17 protein-coding genes and 1 pseudogene are annotated in these 20,408 nt (G+C 73.3%); 12 read left to right on the forward strand and 6 right to left on the reverse strand.

Annotated features, from left to right (window positions below; translation table 11 throughout):
* The first annotated feature begins 98 nt into the window (after positions 1–98).
* The 3 genes from T328_RS30275 to T328_RS30285 all read left to right on the forward strand — a co-directional run bounded on the left by T328_RS30275 (position 99) and on the right by T328_RS30285 (position 3,484).
* Positions 99–1,715 carry an MFS transporter gene (locus T328_RS30275; RefSeq protein WP_496499406.1) on the forward strand — a complete coding sequence of 539 codons (1,617 nt, stop codon included), beginning with the start codon at positions 99–101 and terminating at the stop codon, positions 1,713–1,715.
* A gap of 6 nt (positions 1,716–1,721) precedes the next feature.
* On the forward strand, positions 1,722–2,456 hold the full coding sequence (locus tag T328_RS30280) for a class I SAM-dependent methyltransferase (protein WP_496499407.1): 735 nt from the start codon (positions 1,722–1,724) through the stop codon (positions 2,454–2,456).
* Between the two features lie 188 nt (positions 2,457–2,644).
* Complete coding sequence (locus tag T328_RS30285; protein ID WP_496499449.1) at positions 2,645–3,484, forward strand: Sco1979 family transcriptional regulator; 840 nt, start codon at positions 2,645–2,647, stop codon at positions 3,482–3,484.
* On the opposite strand, the gene rox is transcribed toward T328_RS30285, so the two are convergent.
* The 3 genes from rox to T328_RS30300 all read right to left on the reverse strand — a co-directional run bounded on the left by rox (position 3,481) and on the right by T328_RS30300 (position 6,783).
* Positions 3,481–4,953, reverse strand: a complete 1,473-nt coding sequence (gene rox, locus T328_RS30290; protein ID WP_496499408.1) for a rifampin monooxygenase — start codon at positions 4,951–4,953, stop codon at positions 3,481–3,483. The genes T328_RS30285 and rox overlap by 4 nt on opposite strands.
* 145 nt (positions 4,954–5,098) lie before the next feature.
* Positions 5,099–6,115, reverse strand: a complete 1,017-nt coding sequence (locus T328_RS30295; RefSeq protein ID WP_496499409.1) for an Acg family FMN-binding oxidoreductase — start codon at positions 6,113–6,115, stop codon at positions 5,099–5,101.
* An 80-nt stretch (positions 6,116–6,195) separates the two neighbouring features.
* A complete protein-coding gene (locus T328_RS30300; protein ID WP_496499410.1) occupies positions 6,196–6,783 on the reverse strand; it encodes a TetR/AcrR family transcriptional regulator in 588 nt (195 codons plus the stop codon).
* Positions 6,784–6,911: 128 nt separating this feature from the next.
* Between T328_RS30300 and T328_RS30305 the strand changes: the two genes are divergently transcribed.
* Positions 6,912–8,384, forward strand: coding sequence for a cytochrome P450 (locus tag T328_RS30305; RefSeq protein ID WP_496499411.1), 1,473 nt, complete (start codon positions 6,912–6,914; stop codon positions 8,382–8,384).
* Here T328_RS30305 and T328_RS30310 read toward each other — a convergent pair.
* Positions 8,373–9,533, reverse strand: a complete 1,161-nt coding sequence (locus tag T328_RS30310; RefSeq protein WP_496499412.1) for a DUF6777 domain-containing protein — start codon at positions 9,531–9,533, stop codon at positions 8,373–8,375. The two genes, T328_RS30305 and T328_RS30310, sit on opposite strands and share 12 nt — an antisense overlap.
* 202 nt (positions 9,534–9,735) lie before the next feature.
* Here T328_RS30310 and T328_RS30315 point away from each other — a divergent pair, with 202 nt between their 5' ends.
* Together T328_RS30315 and T328_RS30320 are read left to right on the forward strand one after the other, a co-directional pair.
* Positions 9,736–10,134 carry a DnaJ family domain-containing protein gene (locus T328_RS30315; RefSeq protein ID WP_496499413.1) on the forward strand — a complete coding sequence of 133 codons (399 nt, stop codon included), beginning with the start codon at positions 9,736–9,738 and terminating at the stop codon, positions 10,132–10,134.
* Between the two features lie 398 nt (positions 10,135–10,532).
* Positions 10,533–12,320, forward strand: coding sequence for a sulfatase-like hydrolase/transferase (locus T328_RS30320; protein ID WP_496499414.1), 1,788 nt, complete (start codon positions 10,533–10,535; stop codon positions 12,318–12,320).
* Positions 12,321–12,398: 78 nt separating this feature from the next.
* Here T328_RS30320 and T328_RS30325 read toward each other — a convergent pair whose 3' ends face one another.
* Entirely contained in the window at positions 12,399–14,141 is a 1,743-nt protein-coding gene (locus T328_RS30325; protein WP_496499415.1) for a pyruvate dehydrogenase, read from the reverse strand.
* 156 nt (positions 14,142–14,297) lie between these two features.
* Between T328_RS30325 and T328_RS30330 the strand changes: the two genes are divergently transcribed.
* On the forward strand, positions 14,298–15,497 hold the full coding sequence (locus T328_RS30330) for a thiolase family protein (protein WP_496499416.1): 1,200 nt from the start codon (positions 14,298–14,300) through the stop codon (positions 15,495–15,497).
* Positions 15,498–15,520: 23 nt separating this feature from the next.
* Here T328_RS30330 and T328_RS30335 read toward each other — a convergent pair whose 3' ends face one another.
* Positions 15,521–15,940: a hypothetical protein gene (locus tag T328_RS30335; RefSeq protein ID WP_496499417.1), complete on the reverse strand. Its 420-nt coding sequence runs from the start codon at positions 15,938–15,940 to the stop codon at positions 15,521–15,523.
* A gap of 102 nt (positions 15,941–16,042) precedes the next feature.
* Between T328_RS30335 and T328_RS30340 the strand changes: the two genes are divergently transcribed.
* The 5 genes and pseudogenes from T328_RS30340 (at position 16,043) to T328_RS30360 (ending at position 20,375) form a co-directional block, all read left to right on the forward strand.
* Positions 16,043–16,966 carry an LLM class F420-dependent oxidoreductase gene (locus T328_RS30340; RefSeq protein WP_496499418.1) on the forward strand — a complete coding sequence of 308 codons (924 nt, stop codon included), beginning with the start codon at positions 16,043–16,045 and terminating at the stop codon, positions 16,964–16,966.
* 70 nt (positions 16,967–17,036) lie between these two features.
* A pseudogene (locus tag T328_RS30345) lies at positions 17,037–17,237 on the forward strand (DNA polymerase beta superfamily protein); the annotation flags it as partial.
* A gap of 402 nt (positions 17,238–17,639) precedes the next feature.
* The gene (locus tag T328_RS30350; RefSeq protein WP_496499419.1) at positions 17,640–17,792 is read left to right on the forward strand and encodes a hypothetical protein; all 153 of its coding nucleotides are present in this window, start codon (positions 17,640–17,642) and stop codon (positions 17,790–17,792) included.
* A complete protein-coding gene (locus T328_RS30355; protein ID WP_496499420.1) occupies positions 17,789–18,583 on the forward strand; it encodes a nucleotidyltransferase domain-containing protein in 795 nt (264 codons plus the stop codon). Before T328_RS30350 ends, T328_RS30355 begins: the two co-directional genes overlap by 4 nt.
* A 241-nt stretch (positions 18,584–18,824) precedes the next feature.
* The gene (locus T328_RS30360; RefSeq protein WP_496499450.1) at positions 18,825–20,375 is read left to right on the forward strand and encodes an ABC transporter substrate-binding protein; all 1,551 of its coding nucleotides are present in this window, start codon (positions 18,825–18,827) and stop codon (positions 20,373–20,375) included.
* The last annotated feature ends 33 nt before the right edge of the window (positions 20,376–20,408 follow it).

A 20,408-nucleotide genomic window follows, 5' to 3' on the forward strand; every position in this document is an offset into this window, starting at 1 on the left:
GAATCTCCACGATCGAAGGTACCAAAGGTTTGACGTACGGAATCTCGATAATCTATGTTTCCATCGATTGACAATCCATTCGATTGGAGAACCCGCGCATGCCCGAGGAACGCACGCCGTCGCCCACGAGGTGGTGGACCCTCGCCACCGTCTCGCTGGGCACGTTCATGCTGATGCTCGATCTGAGCGTGGTGGCCATCGCCCTGCCGCAGATCCACGACGACCTGGACAGCAGCTTCGCGGACCTACAGTGGGTGTTCGACGCCTACGCCCTCACGCTGGCGATCTTCCTGGTGGCCGCGGGCACACTGGCCGACCAGCACGGCCGCAAGCGCCTGTTCCAGCTCGGCTTCGCCGTCTTCACCGCCGCGTCGCTCGCCTGCGGGCTGGCCGGTGACGCAACGGCGTTGAGTTCCTTCCGCGCCGTCCAGGGGGTCGGTGCCGCGATGATGTTCGCGGTCGGTCCCGCCATGCTCGGCCACGAGTTCCGCGGCAAGGAACGGGCAACCGCCTTCACCGTCTTCGGCGTGGCGATCGGCCTCGCGGTCGGTACCGGCCCGCTCATCGGCGGCTCGCTGATCGAGGCCATGTCGTGGCGCTGGATCTTCTACATCAACGTTCCGATCGGGATCGTCGCCATGCTCGCCGGCGCGCTGCGGGTGCGTGAATCGCTCAACCCCCGGGCACACCCCACCGACTGGGCCGGCCTCGCCACCTTCAGCGTCACGCTCGCCGCACTCGTCTTCGCGATCATCCGGGCGCCCGAGGAAGGCTGGACCAGCGCCCCCACGGTCACCCTGTACGTGCTGAGCGCGGCCTTCCTCGTCGTGTTCCTCGCGATCGAGCGGCGCCTGGGAGAGCGCGCGATGATCGACCTCGCCTACTTCCGCAACCCCACCTTCGTGGGCATCTCCCTGGTCGCCATGGTCGGTAACGCCGCGGCCCTGCCGTCGGTGTTCTTCGAAACCAGCTACCTGGAGAACGTGCTGCAGCACGACGCCTGGGAGACCGGCCTGCGCTTCCTGCCGCTGACGGGTGCGATGTTCCTGGCCGGCGCGCTCATCGGCGGCATGATCGGGAAGGTGCCGTTCCGGGTGCTGCTGGGCGGGTCCACCATGGTCATGGCCCTCGGGCTGGTGTTCCTCGTCAGGGCGGAGGCCGACTCGGCCTGGACCGTCCTCCTCCCGAGCCTGATCATCGCCGGTTTCGGCATGGGCGCCTTCAACCCGGCCCGGGCCGCGCTGGCCATCGGGGTGGCGGAGCCGGCCAAGTCGGGCCTGGCTTCCGGCATCAACGAGACGTTCCAGCAGATCGGGATCGCGGTCGGTATCGCGGGCGTCGGCGCCTTCTTCCAGCACACCGTGACCGAGGAGTTCGCGGCCTCCGCGGTCGGCAGGCGGCTGGGGTCCGACGCCGCGGAAGAGGCCGGCCACGGCATCAGCGCCGGCGGTGTCGACGTCGTCGCCGAGGGGGCGGGCGCGATGCGGGACCCCGTGCGGGAGGCGGGACTGGACGCCTTCATGTCGGCCTTCCGGGACGCCATGGTCCTCTGCGCCGGCCTCGGCTTTCTCGCCGCGCTGATCGGCTTCCTCCTGCTCCGTACGAAAGACCTGCACTCCAGCGCGCTGTCGACCGTTCCGCCCGAGGTCGACGAGGACGGCAACGCCCGTCGGCCGGACGAGCCCGGCGCTGACGTCGCGGTGGGGCTAGGCTGATCACCGATGTTCAGTCCCGAGGGCCCGACCCTTCTTGAGCTGACCGTGCAGGCGATGTCCTCCACGGAGCGCGGGTACGACATGCTGGCGCCGAAGTTCGACAGCACGCCGTTCCGCACCCCCGACCGCGTGCTGGACGCGTTCGCCGCCGTCGTCGCGCCGTTGGGGCCGTTCGCGGGCGGCCTCGACGTGTGCACCGGCACGGGCGCGGGCGCGGGGGTGCTGCGGCGGCTGTGTACGGAGCGGGTCGTCGGCGTCGACTTCAGCGCCGGGATGCTCGCCGAGGCGCGCGGCGCGTACGCGGACGTGGCCGCGGCCGGTCCGCCGTCGATGCGCTGGGTCCGCTCGGACACCCTGGCCCTGCCGTTCGCGCCGGCCTTCGATCTGGCGGTGAGCTTCGGCGCCTTCGGCCACTTCCTGCCCGCGGAGCGCCCGGCGCTCTTCGCCCAGGTGTTCCGTTCGCTGCGCCCCGGCGGGTACTTCGCCTTCCCCGTCCCCGCGCCGCCCCGGGTGGGGTCGCGGGGATACTGGGCGCTGTGGGGATTCGACACCGTGATGCGCGTACGGAACGCTCTGTGGCGCCCGCGGTTCGTCATGTACTACCGCACGTTCCGCCTGCCCGACGTGCGCGCGGACCTGGAGCGCGCCGGCTTCGCGGTGCAGACGGCGGCGCTGGACGAGCTGGGACGGCGGCCGGACGGCAGCCCGCGCGCCCGCGCGGTGCTCGCGCGGCGTCCCTGAGCGACCGGGATGCATAACTGCTCGGTACCAGAGGCATATTCAACTTCAACAATCGCTTTCCCTGTACACGTTGACTCCTTCGATGCGAAACTGAAGGGCGCGACCTGATCATCCCTGGGAGCCCGATGCCCGCGCCACGCCTGTCGGAGACGAACTCGCTGCCGGCCCCGTCGCGAGGCGGCCCCACCGTGCGCCGCATCGTCCTCGGCAACCAACTGCGGCGGCTGCGCGAGCAGAACAACGTCACCTTCCAGACCGCGGCGCGCACCATCGGCGCCTCGCAGCCCAAGCTGAGCCGGCTGGAGCTGGGCCGGGGCGGCTGCAAGGAACACGACATCGCCGCCCTGCTGACGCTGTACGGGGTGGAGGACGAGACCGAGCGCGAGCACTACCTCGCGCTGGCCCGCGGCGCCAACACCACCGGCTGGTGGCACCAGTACAGCGACGTCACGCCCACCTGGATGGAGACGTTCCTCGGCCTCGAAGAGGCCGCCTCGCTCATCCGCTCCTACCAGGCCCAGCGCATCCCCGGCCTGCTGCAGACCGCCGACTACGCGCGGGCGTTCGCGCAGATCGCGTACCCGAGCGCGGACGAGGCGGCCATAGAGCGCCACGTCGACCTGCGGCTGCGCAGGCAGCAGATCCTGGGCCATGCCGAACAGCCCGCGCGCTACTGGGTGGTCCTCGACGAGGCAGCGCTGCGCCGCCCGCTCGGCGGACGCGCGGTGATGCGCGCGCAGATCAAGCACCTGCTGGGGATCCTGGAGCTGTCGAACATCACCGTCCAGGTGGCCCGGCTGGCCACCGGCCGCTTCGCCGCCGTCGTCAGCCCGCTGACGATCCTCCGCTTCGCGGAGCCGGACCTGCCGGACGTCGCGTACATCGAGCAACTGACCAGCGCCCTCTATCTCGACAAGCGCAACGACGTCGAGCGCTACCTGCTGACGATGGACGGGCTGTGCGCGGCGGCGGAGAAGCAGGAGGGCAGCCAGAAGCTGCTGGAGGAGCTGCTCGCCGAGTACTACTAGTCCCGGCCTCCGGTCACGGCATCGGGCCCCGCGGCGGCGGGCGCGCCGAACCACCGCGGCAGGTGGTCGAGGAGATCGGCCTGGTCCTCCCCCACCCAGGCCACGTGGCCGTCCGGGCGGAGCAGCACGGCGGGGACGTCCAGTTCCTCCGCGGCGTCGACGACGTGGTCGACGCGGTCCGCCCAGCCCGCCGCCGACAGCCGCCCGGTCCGGTCGAGCAGGAGCCCGCGGCCGGTGCGCATCAGCTCGTACAGCCGGCCCCGCGTCAGCGCCATGTCCCGCAGCCGGCGGCCGAGCAGTTCGTGGCCGGCGCCGAAGTCGTAGCGGATGTCGATCGCCATGGTCCTCTCGATCAGGTACCGGTGGACCTCCGCGAAGTCCATGAGATCCGCCATCAGCCGGCGCACGGCCTGCGGCCCCGGTTCGGTGGACATCAGCTCCATCTGCGCGCGGGTGAAGTCCAGGACGCCGGCGGCCACCTGGTGGCGCTCGGCGTGGTAGCTGTCCAGCAGCCCTTCGGGGGCCCAGCCGGCGAGCTCCGCGGCCAGCTTCCAGCCGAGGTTGAACGCGTCCTGGACACCGAGGCCCAGACCCTGCCCGCCCGCGGGCGGGTGGATGTGCGCCGCGTCGCCCGCCAGCAGCACCCGGCCCACCCGGTAGCGCTCGGCCAGCCGGGCGGCGTCGCCGAAGCGGGAGAGCCAGCGGGGCGAGTGGGCGCCGAAGTCGGTGCCGGCGACGGCCCGCAGCTGCGCCTTGACCTCCTCGAACGCCGGCGGCGCCGAGCGGTCCTCGGCCACCCCGGCGGCCGGCACGCCGACGCGGTACGCGCCGTCCTGAAGCGGCATGACGCCGAACCGGAGCTGGGTCTTGCGGACTTCGGCCATCACGGCGTTCAGCGTCTCCGGCGGCGCGGTCAGCTCCATCTCGCCGAGCAGCGTGTCGACGCGGCTCGGCTCGCCGGGGAAGCCGACGCCGAGCAGCTTGCGTACCGTGCTGCGGCCGCCGTCGCAGGCGACGAGGTAGCGGGCGCGCAGCGGCGTGCCGGCGCCGTCGGCTCCGGCCGTCTCGACGGTCACCCCGCCCTCGTCCTGGCTCACCCCGACCACCTCGCAGCCGCGGCGGATCTCGGCGCCGACGTCGGTGGCGTGCTCCTCCAGCAGCCGGTCGGTGGTGGTCTGCGGCAGACCGAGGACGTACGCGTGCGTGCTGTCCAGCCGCTCCGGCGACGGCTTGGCGATGCCGGCGAAGAAGCCGCCGACCGGGTACCGCTTGCCGAGCGCGAGGAACCTCTCCAGCAGGCCGCGCTGGTCCAGGATCTCGATGCTGCGCGCGTGCAGTCCGAGCGCACGCACGACCTTCGTCGGCTCGGTCTCCTTCTCCAGCACGACCACGCGTGCGCCGTGCAGCCGCAGCTCGGCCGCCAGCACCAGACCGGTCGGCCCGCCGCCGGCGATGATCACGTCGATCATGAATCCCCCCTGTTTCCGCAGTTCCTGGCCATGGCGGGAGATTCTGCAACGGGCCCCGGGGCTTGCCGCAAGCCCGGGGGTGCGCTATACGTTGAGAGTGGCAGGGAGCGGAGGGCTCCTTGCCGTTCGTCGTTTCGGGCGCCTTTTACAGGCGCGGGCTGCCGACGATCTCCAGGACCTCCGCCACCGGCCGGCGCGGCGTCGTCGGGCCGCGCGGGCCGTAGCCGATGCGCAGCACCATCTGGACCTGGCCGACGTCGGCGAGCGGGTCCCGTGCGAGGGCGCGCAGGTCGGCCCACTCCAGCGCCTGGCTGGTCAGCGACGCCACCAGCCCGGCGCGGGTGGCCGCGAGCAGCACGCGCTCCAGCGCCTGGCCGGCGCGCAGCCAGTCGGCCGGGGTGTCGTGCGCGGTGCCCAGCAGGGCGATGTTCGGTGCGGTCTCGAAGGGCGCGCTGCCCCGTTCCGGCATCTCGGTGCGGCCGGCGAAGTCGCGCACCGGAGTGGTGCTGCCGCGGCGCCGGGGGCCGAAGGCGTAGCCGGGGACGCCCTCGTCGGCGGTGCCGGGCCGGGGGTGCGTCCAGCGGGCCAGTTCCTCCGCGCGGTCCGGCTCCTCGGCGTCGCGTACCTCGGCGTCCTGCACCAGGTCCAGCAGGGCCGCCGCGTGCCAGGCGTCGGGGAACACCAGCGCCGCGCCCTCGGCCCGCGCCGCCTCGACGAGTTCGGCCAGTTCGCCGGGCGGGACGGGCTTGTCCGCGAACGGCCAGCGGCTGGAGTGCCGGCGGACGATCTGCGGCTCCAGGGCGGCGAGGGCCGCGTCCGGCCCCTCGTCCGGCCCTTCGTCCGGCCCCGCGTCGGTGAGCCGGACGGCGGCGAGCAGCAGCGGCTCGTCCGGATCCGGGAGCAGCGTGGTCTCGGACCGCCAGCCGGCGGCGGCCGCGGCGGCGCGCAGATTGCACAGGGCGGCGCCGCAGCCGACGTGCAGGGCGCGCCGGTCGGGGTCGGAGACCGGCATGGCGCGCTCCGGGTCGGCGCGAACCTCGACGGTCCGGTGGCCGAGGTGGCAGCGGAACCGCCACGGTTGCGCGTTGTGCATGGAGGGCGCGGCGGTCGCGGCGTGTACGAGTTCCGCGGCCCCGGTGGCGTCGAGTACGCGCACGGCCATGCTCACCAGCGTACGGCGGCTGCCCGCCCCGCTCGACTCGAGCGCCCGCCGGGCCGCCGCCGGGCGGCCGGCCCGCGCCCTCAGTCCCCCCGCGCCCCCGCCAGCGCACCGAGCAGCGCTCGGGTGCACACCTCCCGTACCTCCGCCCGCGACGGCTCCCCACGCTCCAGCCAGTCCAGGACCGCGGCCGTGACGAACGCCAGCCAGCCGTGCACCGCGAGCCGCAGCGCCGCGGGCGCCGGTCCGTCGATCAGGCCGGCGGCGGACTGGGCGTCGAGCACCGTGACGATCCGCCGCTCCTGCTCGGCGAGCAGCTGCTGGTGGATCTCGTGGATCTCCCGGTCCCCGGCGGCCGAAGCGCGGTGGAAGGCGCGCAGGCCGAGCGCGTGCTCCTCCGCGTACCGCAGGTACGCGTCCAGCCCCTGCTGCACCTGCCGGCCGACGGGGGTGGCGGGGTCCGGCTCGGTCATCTGCAGCAGGCGCTCGCCCTCGTGCCGGATGACGGCCGCGTAGAACTGCCGCTTGGTCGGGAAGTAGTGGTAGAGCAGCCCGCGCGAGACGTCCGCGCGCTCGGCGACCTCCTCGATCCACACGTCGTCGAAGGGCCGCTCGGCGAACAGCTCGGCGCCGATCCGGAGCAGCTGCCGGCGCCGCTCCTCGGTTCCCATACGGGTGCGCGCCCGCCCCGTCCGCGTACCACGAGCGCCGGAACGAGCCATCGCGCCACCTTACTTGACACCGGTTCAGCAGTGCCGCACCCTGCGTACTGAACCCGGTTCAATAAGGGAGGCGCACGATGGCGAAGCCGTTCTTACGCACCCGACCCCGGGCCTGGCCGGAGCTGAACCGCATCCCCCACCCGCGCCGCCGGGTGCCGGTGGTGGGCGACGTGTTCGGCTTCGACCCCGGCACGCCCGTGCAGGACTCGCTGCGGATGGCCCGGGAGCTGGGGCCGATCTTCCGGCGCAAGATCTTCGGCCTGGAGATCGTGGTGGTGTCCGGCGCCGAGCTGGTCGCCGAGCTGGCGGACGAGTCGCGCTTCACCAAACGCGTGGTGCTCGCCGTGCACAACCTGCGCGAGGTCGGCGGCGACGGCCTGTTCACCGCGCACAGCCACGAGCCCAACTGGCAGCTCGGCCACGACATCCTCGCGCCCGCCTTCACCCGCGAGGCGATGGAGCGCTACCACCCGGTGATGCTCGCGATGGCGCACCGGCTGACCGCGGGCTGGGACGCGCACGCCGCCGCCGGGACCGCGGCCGACGTGTCCGCCGACATGACGAAGCTGACCCTGGAGACCATCGCCCACACCGGCTTCGGCTACGACTTCGGCTCCTTCGAACGCACCGAGCAGCACCCCTTCGTCGCCGCCATGGTCCGCGCGCTGCGCCACGCCCAGGGCGGCAACGTGCCCCGGCCGCTCAGCCCGGTGAAGAACCGCAGGCCCGGCCGCCGGGGCGCCGCCGACGCCGCGTACCTCGCCGCCGTCGTGGACGAGGTCGTACGGGAGCGCACCGAGCGCCCGGACCCCGGCGCGCAGGACCTGCTCGGGCTGATGCTCCACACCCGGCATCCGCGTACCGGGGAGCGGCTGTCGCCGGAGAACATCCGCCACCAGATCATCACGTTCCTGGTCGCGGGGCACGAGACGACGTCGGGCGCGCTCTCCTTCGCGCTGTACTACCTCTCCCGCCACCCCGAGGCGATGGCCCGCGCCCGCGCCGAGGTGGACGAGGTGTGGGGCGCGGCCGGGGAGCCGTCGTACCGGCAGGTGAGCAAGCTGCGCTACGTACGCCGGGCGCTGGACGAGTCGCTGCGGATGTGGCCGACGGCGCCCGCGTTCACCCGCGCCGCACGTACGGACACGGCGCTGGGCGGCGTGCACCCGATGCGCGCGGGCGCGTGGGCCATCGTGCTGATCCCGGCGCTGCACCGCGACCCCGAGGTGTGGGGCCCGGACGCGGACCGCTTCGACCCGGACCGCTTCCTGCCGGAACGGGTACGAGCCCGGCCGGCGCACGTCTTCAAGCCGTTCGGCACCGGCGAGCGGGCCTGCATAGGGCGGCAGTTCGCACTGCACGAGGCGACGCTCGTGCTGGGGCTGCTGCTGCGCCGGTACGAGCTGCGCGGCGATCCCGGGTACCGGCTGGAGATCGCCGAGCGGCTCACGCTGATGCCGCACGGGTTCCGGCTGACGCCGGTACGCCGGCGGCCCGCCGGCTCCGCCGCACCGCCGGGGGCGGCGGAGCCGGCGGGTTCACCTGGCTGACGCGTCTCCCCCGCCCGACCGGTCCGGGCCGTCCGGCCCTCCCGGCCGGTCGGCGTTGACGCGCTCGTGGTCCGGCTCCATGACCCCGCCCGGCTGCGGCGGGGCGCTGGTCGGCCGCCCGGTCTGGGTCCCGGTCGGCGTGCCCGTCGGCGTGCCGGTCGGCGTGCCGGTCGGCGACCCGGTCGGCGACCCGGGGCTCTTCGTGGGCGCGGGGCTCGGGCTCCGCGTACCGTCACCCGGGCTGCGGGTCGGCTCCGGCGACGGCGGGGCGAACGGGTTCGGCGGCGGCTGCGGCAGCTTCCGGTCCTGGCCGGCCTGCCCGCCGACCGGCCGCTCGAACCACAGGCCCGTCGCGACGTCCACGATCACCAGGTGCGACAGCGCCCGCTTCGCCGGCGTGACGACCACGGTCCGCGACGGCCGGTAGCCGCGCCAGCCCGTGCCCCCGTAGCGGCCGTCGGCGCTCAGCTCCTCCGGCGCCGTCAGCGGGTTGCCGCTGGCGCACCGCACCCGCGGTACGCCCCTGTCGTCGACCAGCACCGCCGTGCCGGACTGCAGCACCGCCTGGTACGCACGCGCCTCGCCGTCCGCGAAGCCGTGGCCGGTGAGGCGGGTGTCGGCGCGCAGCAGCACGGAGGTGAGGCCGCGCAGGTAGTCCGGCAGGTCCGCCTCGTCGACCCGCACGGTCTCCGCGAACGCCGCCTGCTTGTCGGCGTCCTCGTCGAGGAGGGAGATCTGCTTGTCGATGTCGCAGCTGGCGACGTTCCGTACCCCGGCGTACAGCCCGGGTGTCGCGCCCGACACCGTCTGGTACCTGCTCGGCTGGGCCGGCGGGGTGCCCCGGGGCAGCCCGGCGGTGGGCGCGGGCGACGGGTCGGCGCCGTCGGGGGTCGCGGTGGTCGTCGTGAACGGGTCGGACCCTGGTTCGTCGACGGGCTGCATCACCAGCTCGGCCGGCGGGTCGACGGCGGCGGCGCGGCCGCCCTGCCCGGGCGCGGCGCAGGCCGCCGCGGAGACCGACAGGGCGAGAGCCGCCGCGGCGGCACCGGCGAGGTGCGCGGCGCGCGGCGGTCGCGGTATGGGGCGCGCGGGGCGCGGGGCACGGCGCGACGGCAGCGGTGCACGGCGCGCGGAACGCAGACGAGGCACGAGGGTCTCCCTATCGGGGCCGGATGGACATCTTCCGACGCCATTGTCTGAATTGTTACCAAGGTGTGCGCAAGCTGAGAGCCGCCATCGGCGCGACGCCGCCCGCCCGCGGCGGCCGGAACCGCCCCGGTTACCGTTGAAGTGGGAAAACGGCTGGGAAACGGCCCCGTCGACGACCGCCGCGAGTGGAGGGAGCACGCACGTGACCGAACGCAAACCGCCGGGCGTGAGCTTCGAGTCCTGGGTGGACCGGCAGATCCGCGAGGCGTCGGAGCGCGGCGAGTTCGACGACCTGCCCGGCCGGGGCAAGCCGCTCGCGCATCTCGACCGGCCGTACGACGAGCTGTGGTGGGTCAAGGCGAAGATGGCGCGTGAGCAGCTGTCCGCGCTGCCCCCCTCCCTCGCCGTCCGCAAGGACGCCGAGGCCGCGCTCGACGCCGTGACCAGGGCACGGAGCGAGAAGGAGGTGCGCGAGATCGTCGCGGAGGTCAACGAGAAGATCCTCGCGGCGCACCGCGCGCCCGCCGTCGGCCCGCCGCTGAAGCTGGCCCCGCTGGACGCCGACGCGCTGGTACGCGAGTGGCGCGAGGGGCGCGAGTAGCCGGTACGGAGCGACCGGACGCACGGACTCCGGAGGACCCCTAACGCGCGCGGGAGCGTCGATCGTTGGTGGTAGGGTCCCCCTCGAAACGTCAAGCCGTACGCAAGCGCACGGGGTAGACGCAGTCCGGGGGGGACTGAACCGTAGGTCACCCCTGCGCGGCGACCCGCCGTCCCGACCAGACGGCACAGCCGACATCCGCCCGGGCCGAACCCGGAACGGGCGCCGTCGCACGCCGCCTTGGCCCGGCTCGGCCCGGCTCCCGCCGCGGCGGATCCGGTGCTGGACCGGCACGCCCCCCGCACGGGTGACGGAGCCCGGGACACTGCGTGCCGCACCCTCCTCCGCCTCCGGACGGCGCTGATCACCGGCACCGGCCGTGCGAGAGGGGGAGCAGGTTGACCACCCGACGTCAGTTCCTCGCGGCGTCGGCCGCGGGCCTCGGCGCCGCGGCCCTGACCCCCGCCCCGCTCGCCGCGGCGCCGGGCAGCCCCCGCGGCGACCGGCCCAACATCGTCCTGATCGTCGCCGACGACCTCGGCTACGGCGAACTCGGCTCGTACGGCCAGCAGCTCATCCGTACCCCCCACCTGGACCGGCTCGCCGCCGAGGGCATGCGGTTCACCGCGGCGTACGCCTCCGCGCCCGTCTGCGCGCCGTCCCGCGCCTCGCTGCTGACGGGCCTGCACAGCGGGCGCGCCCGGGTCCGCGAGAACCCGATGCGCGGCATCCAGCCCTCGATCGGCGACGCGGACACCACGATCGCCGAACTGCTGCGGGCGCGCGGCTACCGCACGGCGTGCATCGGCAAGTGGGGCTTCGGCCCCGACGAGCCGGACCAGCACAGCCACCCCAACTACCGCGGGTTCGAGGAGTTCTACGGCTATCTGACCCACCGGCACGCGCACCAGTACTTCCCGCAGTACCTCTGGCACAACGGGCGCCGCGTGCCGCTCGCGGGCAACGGCGAGGGCGGGCGCGGCACGTACGCTCCCGAGCAGTTCTCCACGCGCGCCCTGGAGTTCATCCGGGCGCGCTCCGCGGAGCCCTTCTTCCTCTACCTCTCCCCCAACGTGCCGCACGCCCCCAGCGCCGTGCCGGACACCGGCGAGTACAGCGACACGGACTGGAAGCCGGCGGACAAGGGGCACGCCGCGCAGGTGGCGAACTTCGACGCGATGGTCGGCGCGGTGATCGAGGAGCTGTACGCGCAGCGCCTCGCCGAGGACACCGTCGTGCTGGTCACCAGCGACAACGGCCGGCACGAGGAGGGCGGCGTGACGCCGGCGCTCTTCCAGCGCGAGCGCTCGCTGCGCGGCTACAAGCGGAACCTGTACGAGGGCGGCATCCGGGTGCCGCTCATCGCCTGGTCCCCGTACCGCATCCGGCCGCGCACCGTGAACCGGCCCACGCCGCACATAGACCTGTTGCCCACCCTCGCGGAGCTGGCCGGCGCCCCCGCGCCGCGCGACGTCGACGGGCTGTCCCTCGCGCCGCTGCTCACCGGCACCGGCCCGGCACCCACCCACCGGTTCCTGTACTGGTACCGCAACGAGCGGGCCTCGACGCCGCTGGCCCGCGCCGCCGACCACGACCGGATCCGGCGGATCTCGGAGGCGGTACGGGCCGGCGACTGGAAGGCGGTGCGCTTCGCGCCCGGCAAGGACCGCACGGCGCCGGACGACCGCTGGCAGGTGGAGCTGTACAACCTGGCGGACGACCCCGGCGAGACCGTCGACCGCGCCGCGGACCGGCCGGACATCGCCGCCCGGCTGGTCGGCGTCATGCGGCGGGAGTGGCACGACACGTACGCGCGCGCGCCGTTCGGCGTGACGATCGAGGCCCCGCCCTACGCCGAGCCGGGCCGGGTGCTGACCGTCACCGCCACCCTGCACAACGGGTCGGACGTGCCGTGGACCGGGGCGCGGGTACAGCTGCAGGTCCCCGAGGGCTGGCGGGTACGCGCCGCGAACCGCCGGCCGCGCGGCCGGCTGGCGCCGGGCACCGAGGTGGTCACCCGCTGGCGGGTGACGCCCCCGAAGGGCGCACCCGCCGGCCGCTGGGAGCTGCGCGCGCGGGCCGTCGCGCGGGCCGGGGGCGGGTCGCTGACGTACCGTACGCGGCACGCCGTGCTCACGCCGCCGGCGAAGGGCGGCTACTTCGACGATCTGCCCTGGCTGGTCTGAGGGCTGGTCTGAGGGGTTGGCCTGAGGGGCGTACGGACCGGGACGGTGCCTGCCCGCACGCCGCGGCGGCCCGCGCGGTCAGGGGCGGGGAATGTTGCGGAGGTTGGAGCGGGCGAGGTCGAGCATGGTGCCGACGCCGCCCTCCAGGACCGTGCGCCCGGCCGCCAGCGCGAAGCCGCGCACCTGCTCCAGCGTGATGCGCGACGGGATCGACAGCGCGTTGGAGTCGGTGACCAGCTCGACCAGCGCGGGGCCCGTGGCCGTCAGCGCCTCGCGCAGCGCGTCCTCGATCTCGCCGGGCTTCTCCACCCGCCAGGCGGGGATGCCGATCCCGCGGGCGACGGCGGAGAAGTCGACCCCGCGGTGGTCGGTGCCGTACGCGGGCAGGCCGTCGACCAGCATCTCCAGCTTGACCATCCCCAGCGAGGAGTTGTTGAAGACGACGGTCTTGACCGGCAGGTCGTGCTGCCGGACGGTGATCAGCTCGCCCAGCAGCATGCCGAGGCCGCCGTCGCCGGACAGCGAGATGACCTGGCGCCCGCGGTCGGCGCAGGCGGCGCCGATGGCGTGCGGGAGGGCGTTGGCCATCGAGCCGTGGGTGAACGAGCCGATGACGCGGCGGCGTCCGTTGGGGGTGAGGTAGCGGGCGGCCCAGACGTTGTTCATGCCGGTGTCCACGGTGAACACCGCGTCGTCCGCGGCCAGTCGGTCCAGCACCCGGGCGGCGTACTCGGGGTGGATCGGCACGTGCTTGTCGACCTTCGAGGTGTACGCCTCGACGACCTTGGTCAGCGCCCGCTCGTGCTTGCGCAGCATGCCGTCGAGGAAGCGCCGCTCGTGCTTCTCACGCAGCAGCGGCTGCAGCGCGTCCAGAGTGGAGGCGACGTCGCCGTGCACGGCGACCTCCAAGGGCGTGCGGCGGCCGAGGCGGGTGGCGTCGACGTCGATCTGCACGGTCTTGCTCTGCGGCAGGAAGGCGTCGTACGGGAAGTCGGTGCCGAGCATGACGACGAGGTCGGCCTCGTGCAGCGCGTCGTAGCAGGCGCCGTAGCCGAGGAGGCCGATCATGCCCACGTCGTACGGGTTGTCGTACTGGATCCACTCCTTGCCGCGCAGCGTGTGCCCGACGGGCGCCTTGACGGTCTCGGCGAGCCGCATCACCTGCGCGTGCGCGTGGCGCACGCCCGCGCCGGCGAAGAGCGCGACGCGGTCGGCGGCGTTGACGGCGTCGGCCAGCTCGCGCACGGTCTGCGGGTCGGGGACGATCGCGGCGGGGCGCACGCAGGGGACGGTGTGGCCGGTGGGGTTCGCGGCCTGCTTGTCGGCGATGTCGCCGGGCAGGACGAGCACCGCGACCTCGCCCGCCCCGACGGCGTGCTGGGCGGCGATCCGGGCGATGCGCGGCATCTGCTCGGGCTGGGAGATCAGCTGGCAGTAGCCGGACGCCTGGTCGAAGAGCTTCTCGGGGTGGGTCTCCTGGAAGAAGCCGCTGCCGATCTGGGTGGCGGGGATGTGCGAGGCGATGGCGAGGACGGGGGCGCCGCTGCGCTGCGCGTCGAACAGGCCCTGGATGAGGTGCGTGTTGCCGGGGCCGCAGGAGCCGGCGCAGGCGGCGAGCTGCCCGGTGACCTGCGCCTCGGCGGCGGCGGCGAAGGCGCCGGCCTCCTCGTTCTGCACGTGCACCCACTCGATGGCGCCGTCGCTGCGGCGGATGGCGTCGACGAGCGGGTTGAGGCTGTCGCCGACGACGCCGTAGATGCGCTTCACGCCGTACTGGAGCAGGACCTCCACGAGCTGGTCGGCAACCTTGGCACTGCTCATCGCGCTCTCCTCGCATCGGCTACGCGGCGTCCGGGGCAACGTGTTCGATCGTAAGCGATCACCGCGGAGCGGGGCGTATCGTGCGGCTGGCCGCGGCCTCGGGGGCGGGCTATAGTCCGAAACTAGCGCCGCTAGTTTCGATGGGGAGGCCCGCCCGTGCGCACCGTCCACTTCGCAGCCGCCCGCCGCACGCCGATCGGGAAGCTGCGCGGTTCGCTCTCCGCCGTACGCCCCGACGACCTCGCCGCCGGGGTGATCCGCGGACTGCTCGACGGTGTCCCGGCGCTCGACCCGGCCCGTATCGACGACGTCTACTGGGGCGCCGCCAACCAGGCCGGCGAGGACAACCGCAACGTCGCCCGCATGGCCGTCCTCCTCGCCGGCCTGCCCGAGTCCGTCCCCGGCGCCACCCTCAACCGCCTCTGCGCCTCCGGCCTGGAGGCCGTCACGACCGCCGCCCGCGCCATCGCCGCCGGCGAGGCGGACGTGGTGCTGGCCGGCGGCTCGGAGTCGATGAGCCGCGCGCCGTTCGTGCTGCCGCGGCCGGACGAGGCGCTGCCGCGGCAGCTGGCGACGGCCGACACCCGGCTCGGCTGGCGGCTTGTCAACCCGCGGATGCGCGAGCTGCACGGGCTGCTCGCGATGGGCGAGACCGCGGAGGAGGTGGCCGAGCGGTACGGCGTGGGGCGGGCGCGGCAGGACGAGTTCGCGCTGCGCAGCCATCGACGGGCCGCGGCGGCCCGGGCGGCGGGGCACTTCGACGCGGAGCTGCTGCCGGTCGTACGGCCGGACGACGGCGCGGCGGTGACGGCGGTGACGGCGGACGAGTGCATCCGCGAGGACACCTCGGCGGAGCGGCTGGCGCGGCTGAAGCCGGCGTTCCGGGCGGGCGGCAGCGTGACCGCGGGCAACTCCTCGCCCATGAACGACGGGGCGGCGGCGCTGCTGCTGGTCAGCGAGGAGGCGCTGACGGAGTTCGGCCTGACCTCCCTCGGCCGGTACGCGGCCGGCGCCTCCGCGGGCGTCCACCCCGACGTCATGGGCGTCGGCCCGGTGCCGGCCACGCGCAAGGCGCTGGACCGGCTGGGCTGGTCGGTGGCCGACGTCGAGACGGCGGAGCTGAACGAGGCCTTCGCGGCGCAGGCGCTCGCCTGCGTGGACGAACTGGGGCTGGACCCCGAGACGGTCAATCCGGACGGCGGCGCCATCGCGCTGGGCCACCCGCTGGGCTGCTCGGGGGCGCGGATCCTGACGACGCTGCTGCACCGGATGGCGCGTACGGGCGCGCGGCGGGGGCTGGCGACGATGTGCGTCGGGGTGGGGCAGGGCTCGGCGGTGCTGGTGGACCGGCCCTGAGGGGCCCGGCCTGAGGGCCGGACCTACTCCGCCGCTTCCTTCGCCGCCCACGACTCCCACTCCGACGGCGGGTTGCCGAGCACGCCCGCGCGGCGCCGGCCGGCCGCCTCCTCGTCGGTGTGTAGCGCGTGCGCCAGCCGGTCGGTGCCCTCCCCCGACTCGGCGAGGGCGCGGATGACCGCGTCCCGGGTGCCCTCGATGCGGGGCGCGATGCGTTCCAGGTCGCGTAACGCGGCGTACCAGTCGCCGGGGATCGGCGGCGGGCCGCCCGCGTCGCGGGAGTTCACGCCCGTACGGAGCATGCCCAGCGCCCACAGGCAGCTGTCGACGATCTCCGCGAGCAGCCGGGCCTCGCGGGTCAGCGCCCTGGTCTCCTCCGGAGTCAGCCGGACCGTGAACTCCAGTCCGTCGTCCCCTTCCGGCGCGCGGTAGACGACCGTCATCCTGACCCCCTCGCGGCAAGCCGGGCAGTGCGGTGGTTGCACTCTATGCACCACCGACGTGCCCCGGGAAGCCGCCGGGCACGGCTGAAGCACAATGGCCCCATGGATCTTCGCATCTTCACAGAACCGCAGCAGGGCGCCTCGTACGACACCCTCCTGACGGTGGCCCGCGCCACCGAGGACCTCGGCTTCGACGCCTTCTTCCGCTCCGACCACTATCTGAAGATGGGCGACGTGAGCGGCCTGCCCGGCCCCACGGACGCCTGGGTGACGCTGGCGGGCCTGGCCCGCGAGACCAGCCGTATCCGGCTCGGCACGCTGATGACCGCCGCCACCTTCCGGCTGCCGGGCCCGCTGGCCATCCAGGTGGCGCAGGTGGACCAGATGTCGGGCGGCCGGATCGAGCTGGGCATCGGCGCGGGGTGGTTCGAGGAGGAGCACACCGCGTACGGGATCCCGTTCCCGAAGGCGAAGTTCGGCCGGCTGGAAGAGCAGTTGGCGATCGTGACCGGGCTGTGGGGGACGCCGACGGGCGACACCTTCAGTTACTCCGGCACGTACTACGAGCTGACGGACTCCCCCGCGCTGCCCAAGCCGGTGCAGGCGCCGCTGCCGGTGCTCATCGGCGGCATGGGTGCGCAGCGGACCCCGGCGCTGGCCGCCCGCTACGCGGCGGAGTTCAACGTGCCGTTCTGCTCGGCGGCGGACTCCGAGCGGCAGTTCACCCGGGTCCGCGAGGCGGCCGAGGCCGCCGGCCGGTCGCCGGCCGACCTGGTGTACTCCAACGCGCTCGTGGCCTGCGTCGGCAAGGACGACGCCGAGGTGGCGCGGCGGGCGGAGGCCATCGGCCGGCAGGTGCCGGAGCTGAAGGAGAACGGCCTGGCCGGCACCCCGGCGGAGGTGGTCGAGCAGCTCGGACGCTACGGGGCCGTGGGTTCGCAGCGCTTCTACCTGCAGATCCTCGACCTGTCGGACCTGGACCACCTGGAGCTGATCGCCGCCGAGGTGCTGCGGCAGGTGTCGTAGCCGGAAGTCGGCGCCGGCCGGCCCGTAAAACCCCTGGCGGGCGGGGGTCGGGCCCGGCGAGGATGGCCGGGTGGAGCGCGGTGAGTTGCTGGTCGAGGAGCACACCATCCTGGCGGTGGTGGCGGGTTCGCGCGCCTTCGGCCTGGCCACGGCGGCGTCCGACACCGACCGGCGCGGGGTGTACGTCGCGCCGACCGAGTGGTTCTGGCGGCTGGAGAAGCCGCCGCAGCACTGGGAGGGTCCGCTGCCCGAGCAGTTCAGCCTGAGTTTGCGAGGCCCCGGGCGCTTGCGCTCGGGGCACTCGCATCGTTCGCCCATGGACCTCGCATTGGTCCGGTAGTCTCCCCACATCCGTTCGTGAGCTTGTAAGGCACGAACCGGCTTTGCCGGGGATACGGTTCAGATAGCGCTGACCGGGCGGATGTCGCTGGGCCTAGCCCAGTGTGGGGCCCCGTCAACGGTCCCGCGCCGCAGAGTTGCGGCGGATGTGACTCCGGCGTCGCAGCCAGCGCTGAGCGGAGAGCATGAATCGGTGTGATCGGCTGAGTCATCAAGCCTGGTCGTTCTCGGCCGAGAAGTTGACCTGGGAGGTGGAGCGCTGCCGCGCACAGGTGCACTGTGCGTCGACGTCGGCCCGTACCGCGACCGGCTGCTCGCGGTCGGGCGCGGCGAGGTGACCTGGGACGAGGTCACGGCGTGGACGGCGGAGCTGTCCCGCCGCCTGGACGAGGCGCTGCCTGCCAGCCCGCTGCCGGAGTCCCCGGACCAGGCCCGCGTGGAGTCCTGGCTCACCTCCGTCCGCCACCGCAGTCTGGCCACCGCATGAGTGCGGCCCCGGACCCCGCCGTCCTCGCCGCGGCCGGTCTCCCCGACCTGACCCCGGTCCTCGCCGCGCCGGCGCAGCCGCTGGTGTTCGCCACGGTCTCGGGCGCCCATCTGTACGGCTTCCCCTCCCGCGACTCGGACGTGGACCTGCGCGGCGCCCACCTGCTCCCGCTGCGCGCGGTCCTCGCCCTGGACGCGCCCGCGGAGACGAGCAGCCGCATGTGGAAGCACGACGGCACCGAGATGGACCTCGTCACGCACGACCTGGCGAAGTTCGCCCGGCTGCTGCTCCGCCGCAACGGCTACGTGCTCGAACAGCTCCTCTCGCCGCTGGTCGCGCGGACCTCGCAGGTCCACGCCGACCTGGTCGCGCTCGCCCCGCGGCTGCTCACCCGGCACCACGCCCACCACTACCGCGGCTTCGCGCGCGGGCAGTGGCGGCTCTTCAGCTCCTCGGGAGAACTGAAGCCGCTCCTCTACACCTTTCGGGTGCTCCTCACCGGAATCCACCTCATGCGCACCGGCGAGGTCGTCGCGCACCTGCCCGCGCTGACTGGGCTGGCGCCGGCGCCGGCGTACCTCGGGGACCTGGTCGCCGCCAAGGCCGCTGCGGAGCACGGGCTGTTGGGCGCCGTGCCCGGCGCTCCGGACGCCGGGCGGCTGGAGGCGGACGTGACGGCGCTCCACGGCGTACTGGACGACGCGCAGGATCGCACCTCGCTGCCGGATGCGCCCGAAGGGCGCGCGGAGCTGGGCGAGATCGTCGTCGATGCCCGGCTCCAGCTGGGTTGACACCGGATAACGCTTCCCGCCGACCTCTTGACCTGTCTCAGGGCTGACTTCTATGTTCACCGGGCAAGAGGTAGAACGTAGGACCTCCCACGACCTCGCCTATCCCCGGGACAGGGACGGGCGCGGCGCCATCCCCTGTTTTTCCCCTCCTGGAGGCACCGTGAGCGACGTATCACCAGAGCCGGGCGTCGACCGCCGGCGAGTGCTGCAGTACGGCGGGGCGCTGAGCGCCTTCGGCGTCATGGCGCCGGCGCTGGCCGCCTGCTCCGGAGGTCCGGACTCGACCTCGGACACCGACGGGGGCGACAGCACCGACTCCGTCACCGCCGTCATCGGGTACGGCAACGACCAGAGCTGGGACCCCACGCTGACCGCGTCCGCGTTCGCCGTGGCCAGCAACCACCACATCTTCGAGGGTCTACTCGACACCGACCCCATCACCCGCGAGCCCTACCCGGCGCTGGCCACCGAGGCGCCCGCCGACCCGGGGGCCACCACCTGGTCGTTCACCCTGCGCGACGGCGCGACGTGGCACGACGGCAAGCCGGTCACCGCCGACGACGTGGTGTTCACCTTCGACCGGGTGCTCGACTCCGAGACCCAGACCCTCGTCCACGGCTTCTTCGCCGCGTGGCTGAAGGAGGTCAAGAAGACCGGGGAGAACACCGTCGACCTGGTGCTCAACTTCCCGTTCCCGGACGGGCTGTCCCGGCTCACCCTGGCGAAGATCCTGCCCAAGCACGTCCTGAGCAAGTCCGGCGCCTGGAAGGACCTCGACGGCGGCATGCCCGAGGTCGTCGTCGGTTCCGGCCCGTACAAGATGACCGCCAACCAGCCGCTGTCGAACACCTCCTTCGAGGCGTACGCGGACTACAACGGCCCGCGCAAGGCCAACTTCAAGGAGATGAACTGGCTGTCCATCGTGGACGCCGCCCCCCGGGTCGCGAAGATCTCCGGCGGGAGCGCCGGTGCGCAGATCTCCGACAACATCCCGTACGCCAACGTCAAACAGCTGGAGCAGGACGGCCTCACCGTCGAGGGCGGGGCCGGCATGAACCACATGTTCCTGCTCTTCAACACCGAGCGGGCGCCCTTCGACGACGTACGCGTGCGCCAGGCGCTGCACTACGCCATCGACACCGGCAAGATGATCGAGGCGGGCCTGAAGGGCTACGGCAAGGCCGCCACTTCCTTCCTCGACGAGGGCAACCCCACCTACCGCAAGGCCAAGACCGTCTACGGCTACGACCCGGACAAGGCCAAGGCGCTGCTGAAGGAGGCCGGGGTCAGCGGGCTGAAGGTGACCCTCATGGCGTCGACCGTCAGCTGGATCGCGGACTGCATCCCGACCATCAAGGAGTCCTGGGACGCCATCGGGGTGGAGACCACCCTGGAGCCGCAGGAGACCTCCGCCCTCTTCACCAAGCTGGACCAGAAGGTGAACTACCAGGTCGTCGCCTCCGCCTCGAACCCCAACCAGCTCGGCATCGAGGCCGATCTGATCCTCCGTTACAACTACACGCAGGACAACCTCTGGATGGGCTACGCCCGCTGGGCCCAGGCCCCGGAGGCCAAGGACCTGTTCCGGCTCATGGACGCGGCCACGCGCGAGCCCGACCAGGCGAAGAAGAAGCAGATGACGCAGGAGTACCTGGACGTCATCGCGGAGAACGCGGTCGTCTACCCCGTGGTCCACACCGAGCTGGTCACCGCCTGGGACCCCGACAAGATCACCGGGATACAGCCGCAGCCCTACCCCGGCGTCAACCTGCTCAAGGCCAAGCCCGCGTAGGGCGGCAGTCACGGTCAGTCAAGGCTAGGAGCT

It is taken from the genome of Streptomyces sp. CNX435, assembly GCF_059570575.1.

What these genes read in the sequence shown, in the direction of transcription:
- rox (WP_496499408.1), bottom strand. Translation starts at nt 4,953, where the DNA reads ATGATCGACGTGATCATCGCCGGCGGCGGGCCGACCGGTCTGGTGCTG.
- T328_RS30355 (WP_496499420.1), top strand. Translation starts at nt 17,789, where the DNA reads ATGAGTGCGGCCCCGGACCCCGCCGTCCTCGCCGCGGCCGGTCTCCCC.
- T328_RS30300 (WP_496499410.1), bottom strand. Translation starts at nt 6,783, where the DNA reads ATGGGAACCGAGGAGCGGCGCCGGCAGCTGCTCCGGATCGGCGCCGAG.
- T328_RS30335 (WP_496499417.1), bottom strand. Translation starts at nt 15,940, where the DNA reads ATGACGGTCGTCTACCGCGCGCCGGAAGGGGACGACGGACTGGAGTTC.
- T328_RS30340 (WP_496499418.1), top strand. Translation starts at nt 16,043, where the DNA reads ATGGATCTTCGCATCTTCACAGAACCGCAGCAGGGCGCCTCGTACGAC.
- T328_RS30325 (WP_496499415.1), bottom strand. Translation starts at nt 14,141, where the DNA reads ATGAGCAGTGCCAAGGTTGCCGACCAGCTCGTGGAGGTCCTGCTCCAG.
- T328_RS30305 (WP_496499411.1), top strand. Translation starts at nt 6,912, where the DNA reads ATGGCGAAGCCGTTCTTACGCACCCGACCCCGGGCCTGGCCGGAGCTG.
- T328_RS30275 (WP_496499406.1), top strand. Translation starts at nt 99, where the DNA reads ATGCCCGAGGAACGCACGCCGTCGCCCACGAGGTGGTGGACCCTCGCC.
- T328_RS30295 (WP_496499409.1), bottom strand. Translation starts at nt 6,115, where the DNA reads ATGGCCGTGCGCGTACTCGACGCCACCGGGGCCGCGGAACTCGTACAC.
- T328_RS30280 (WP_496499407.1), top strand. Translation starts at nt 1,722, where the DNA reads ATGTTCAGTCCCGAGGGCCCGACCCTTCTTGAGCTGACCGTGCAGGCG.
- T328_RS30360 (WP_496499450.1), top strand. Translation starts at nt 18,825, where the DNA reads ATGGCGCCGGCGCTGGCCGCCTGCTCCGGAGGTCCGGACTCGACCTCG.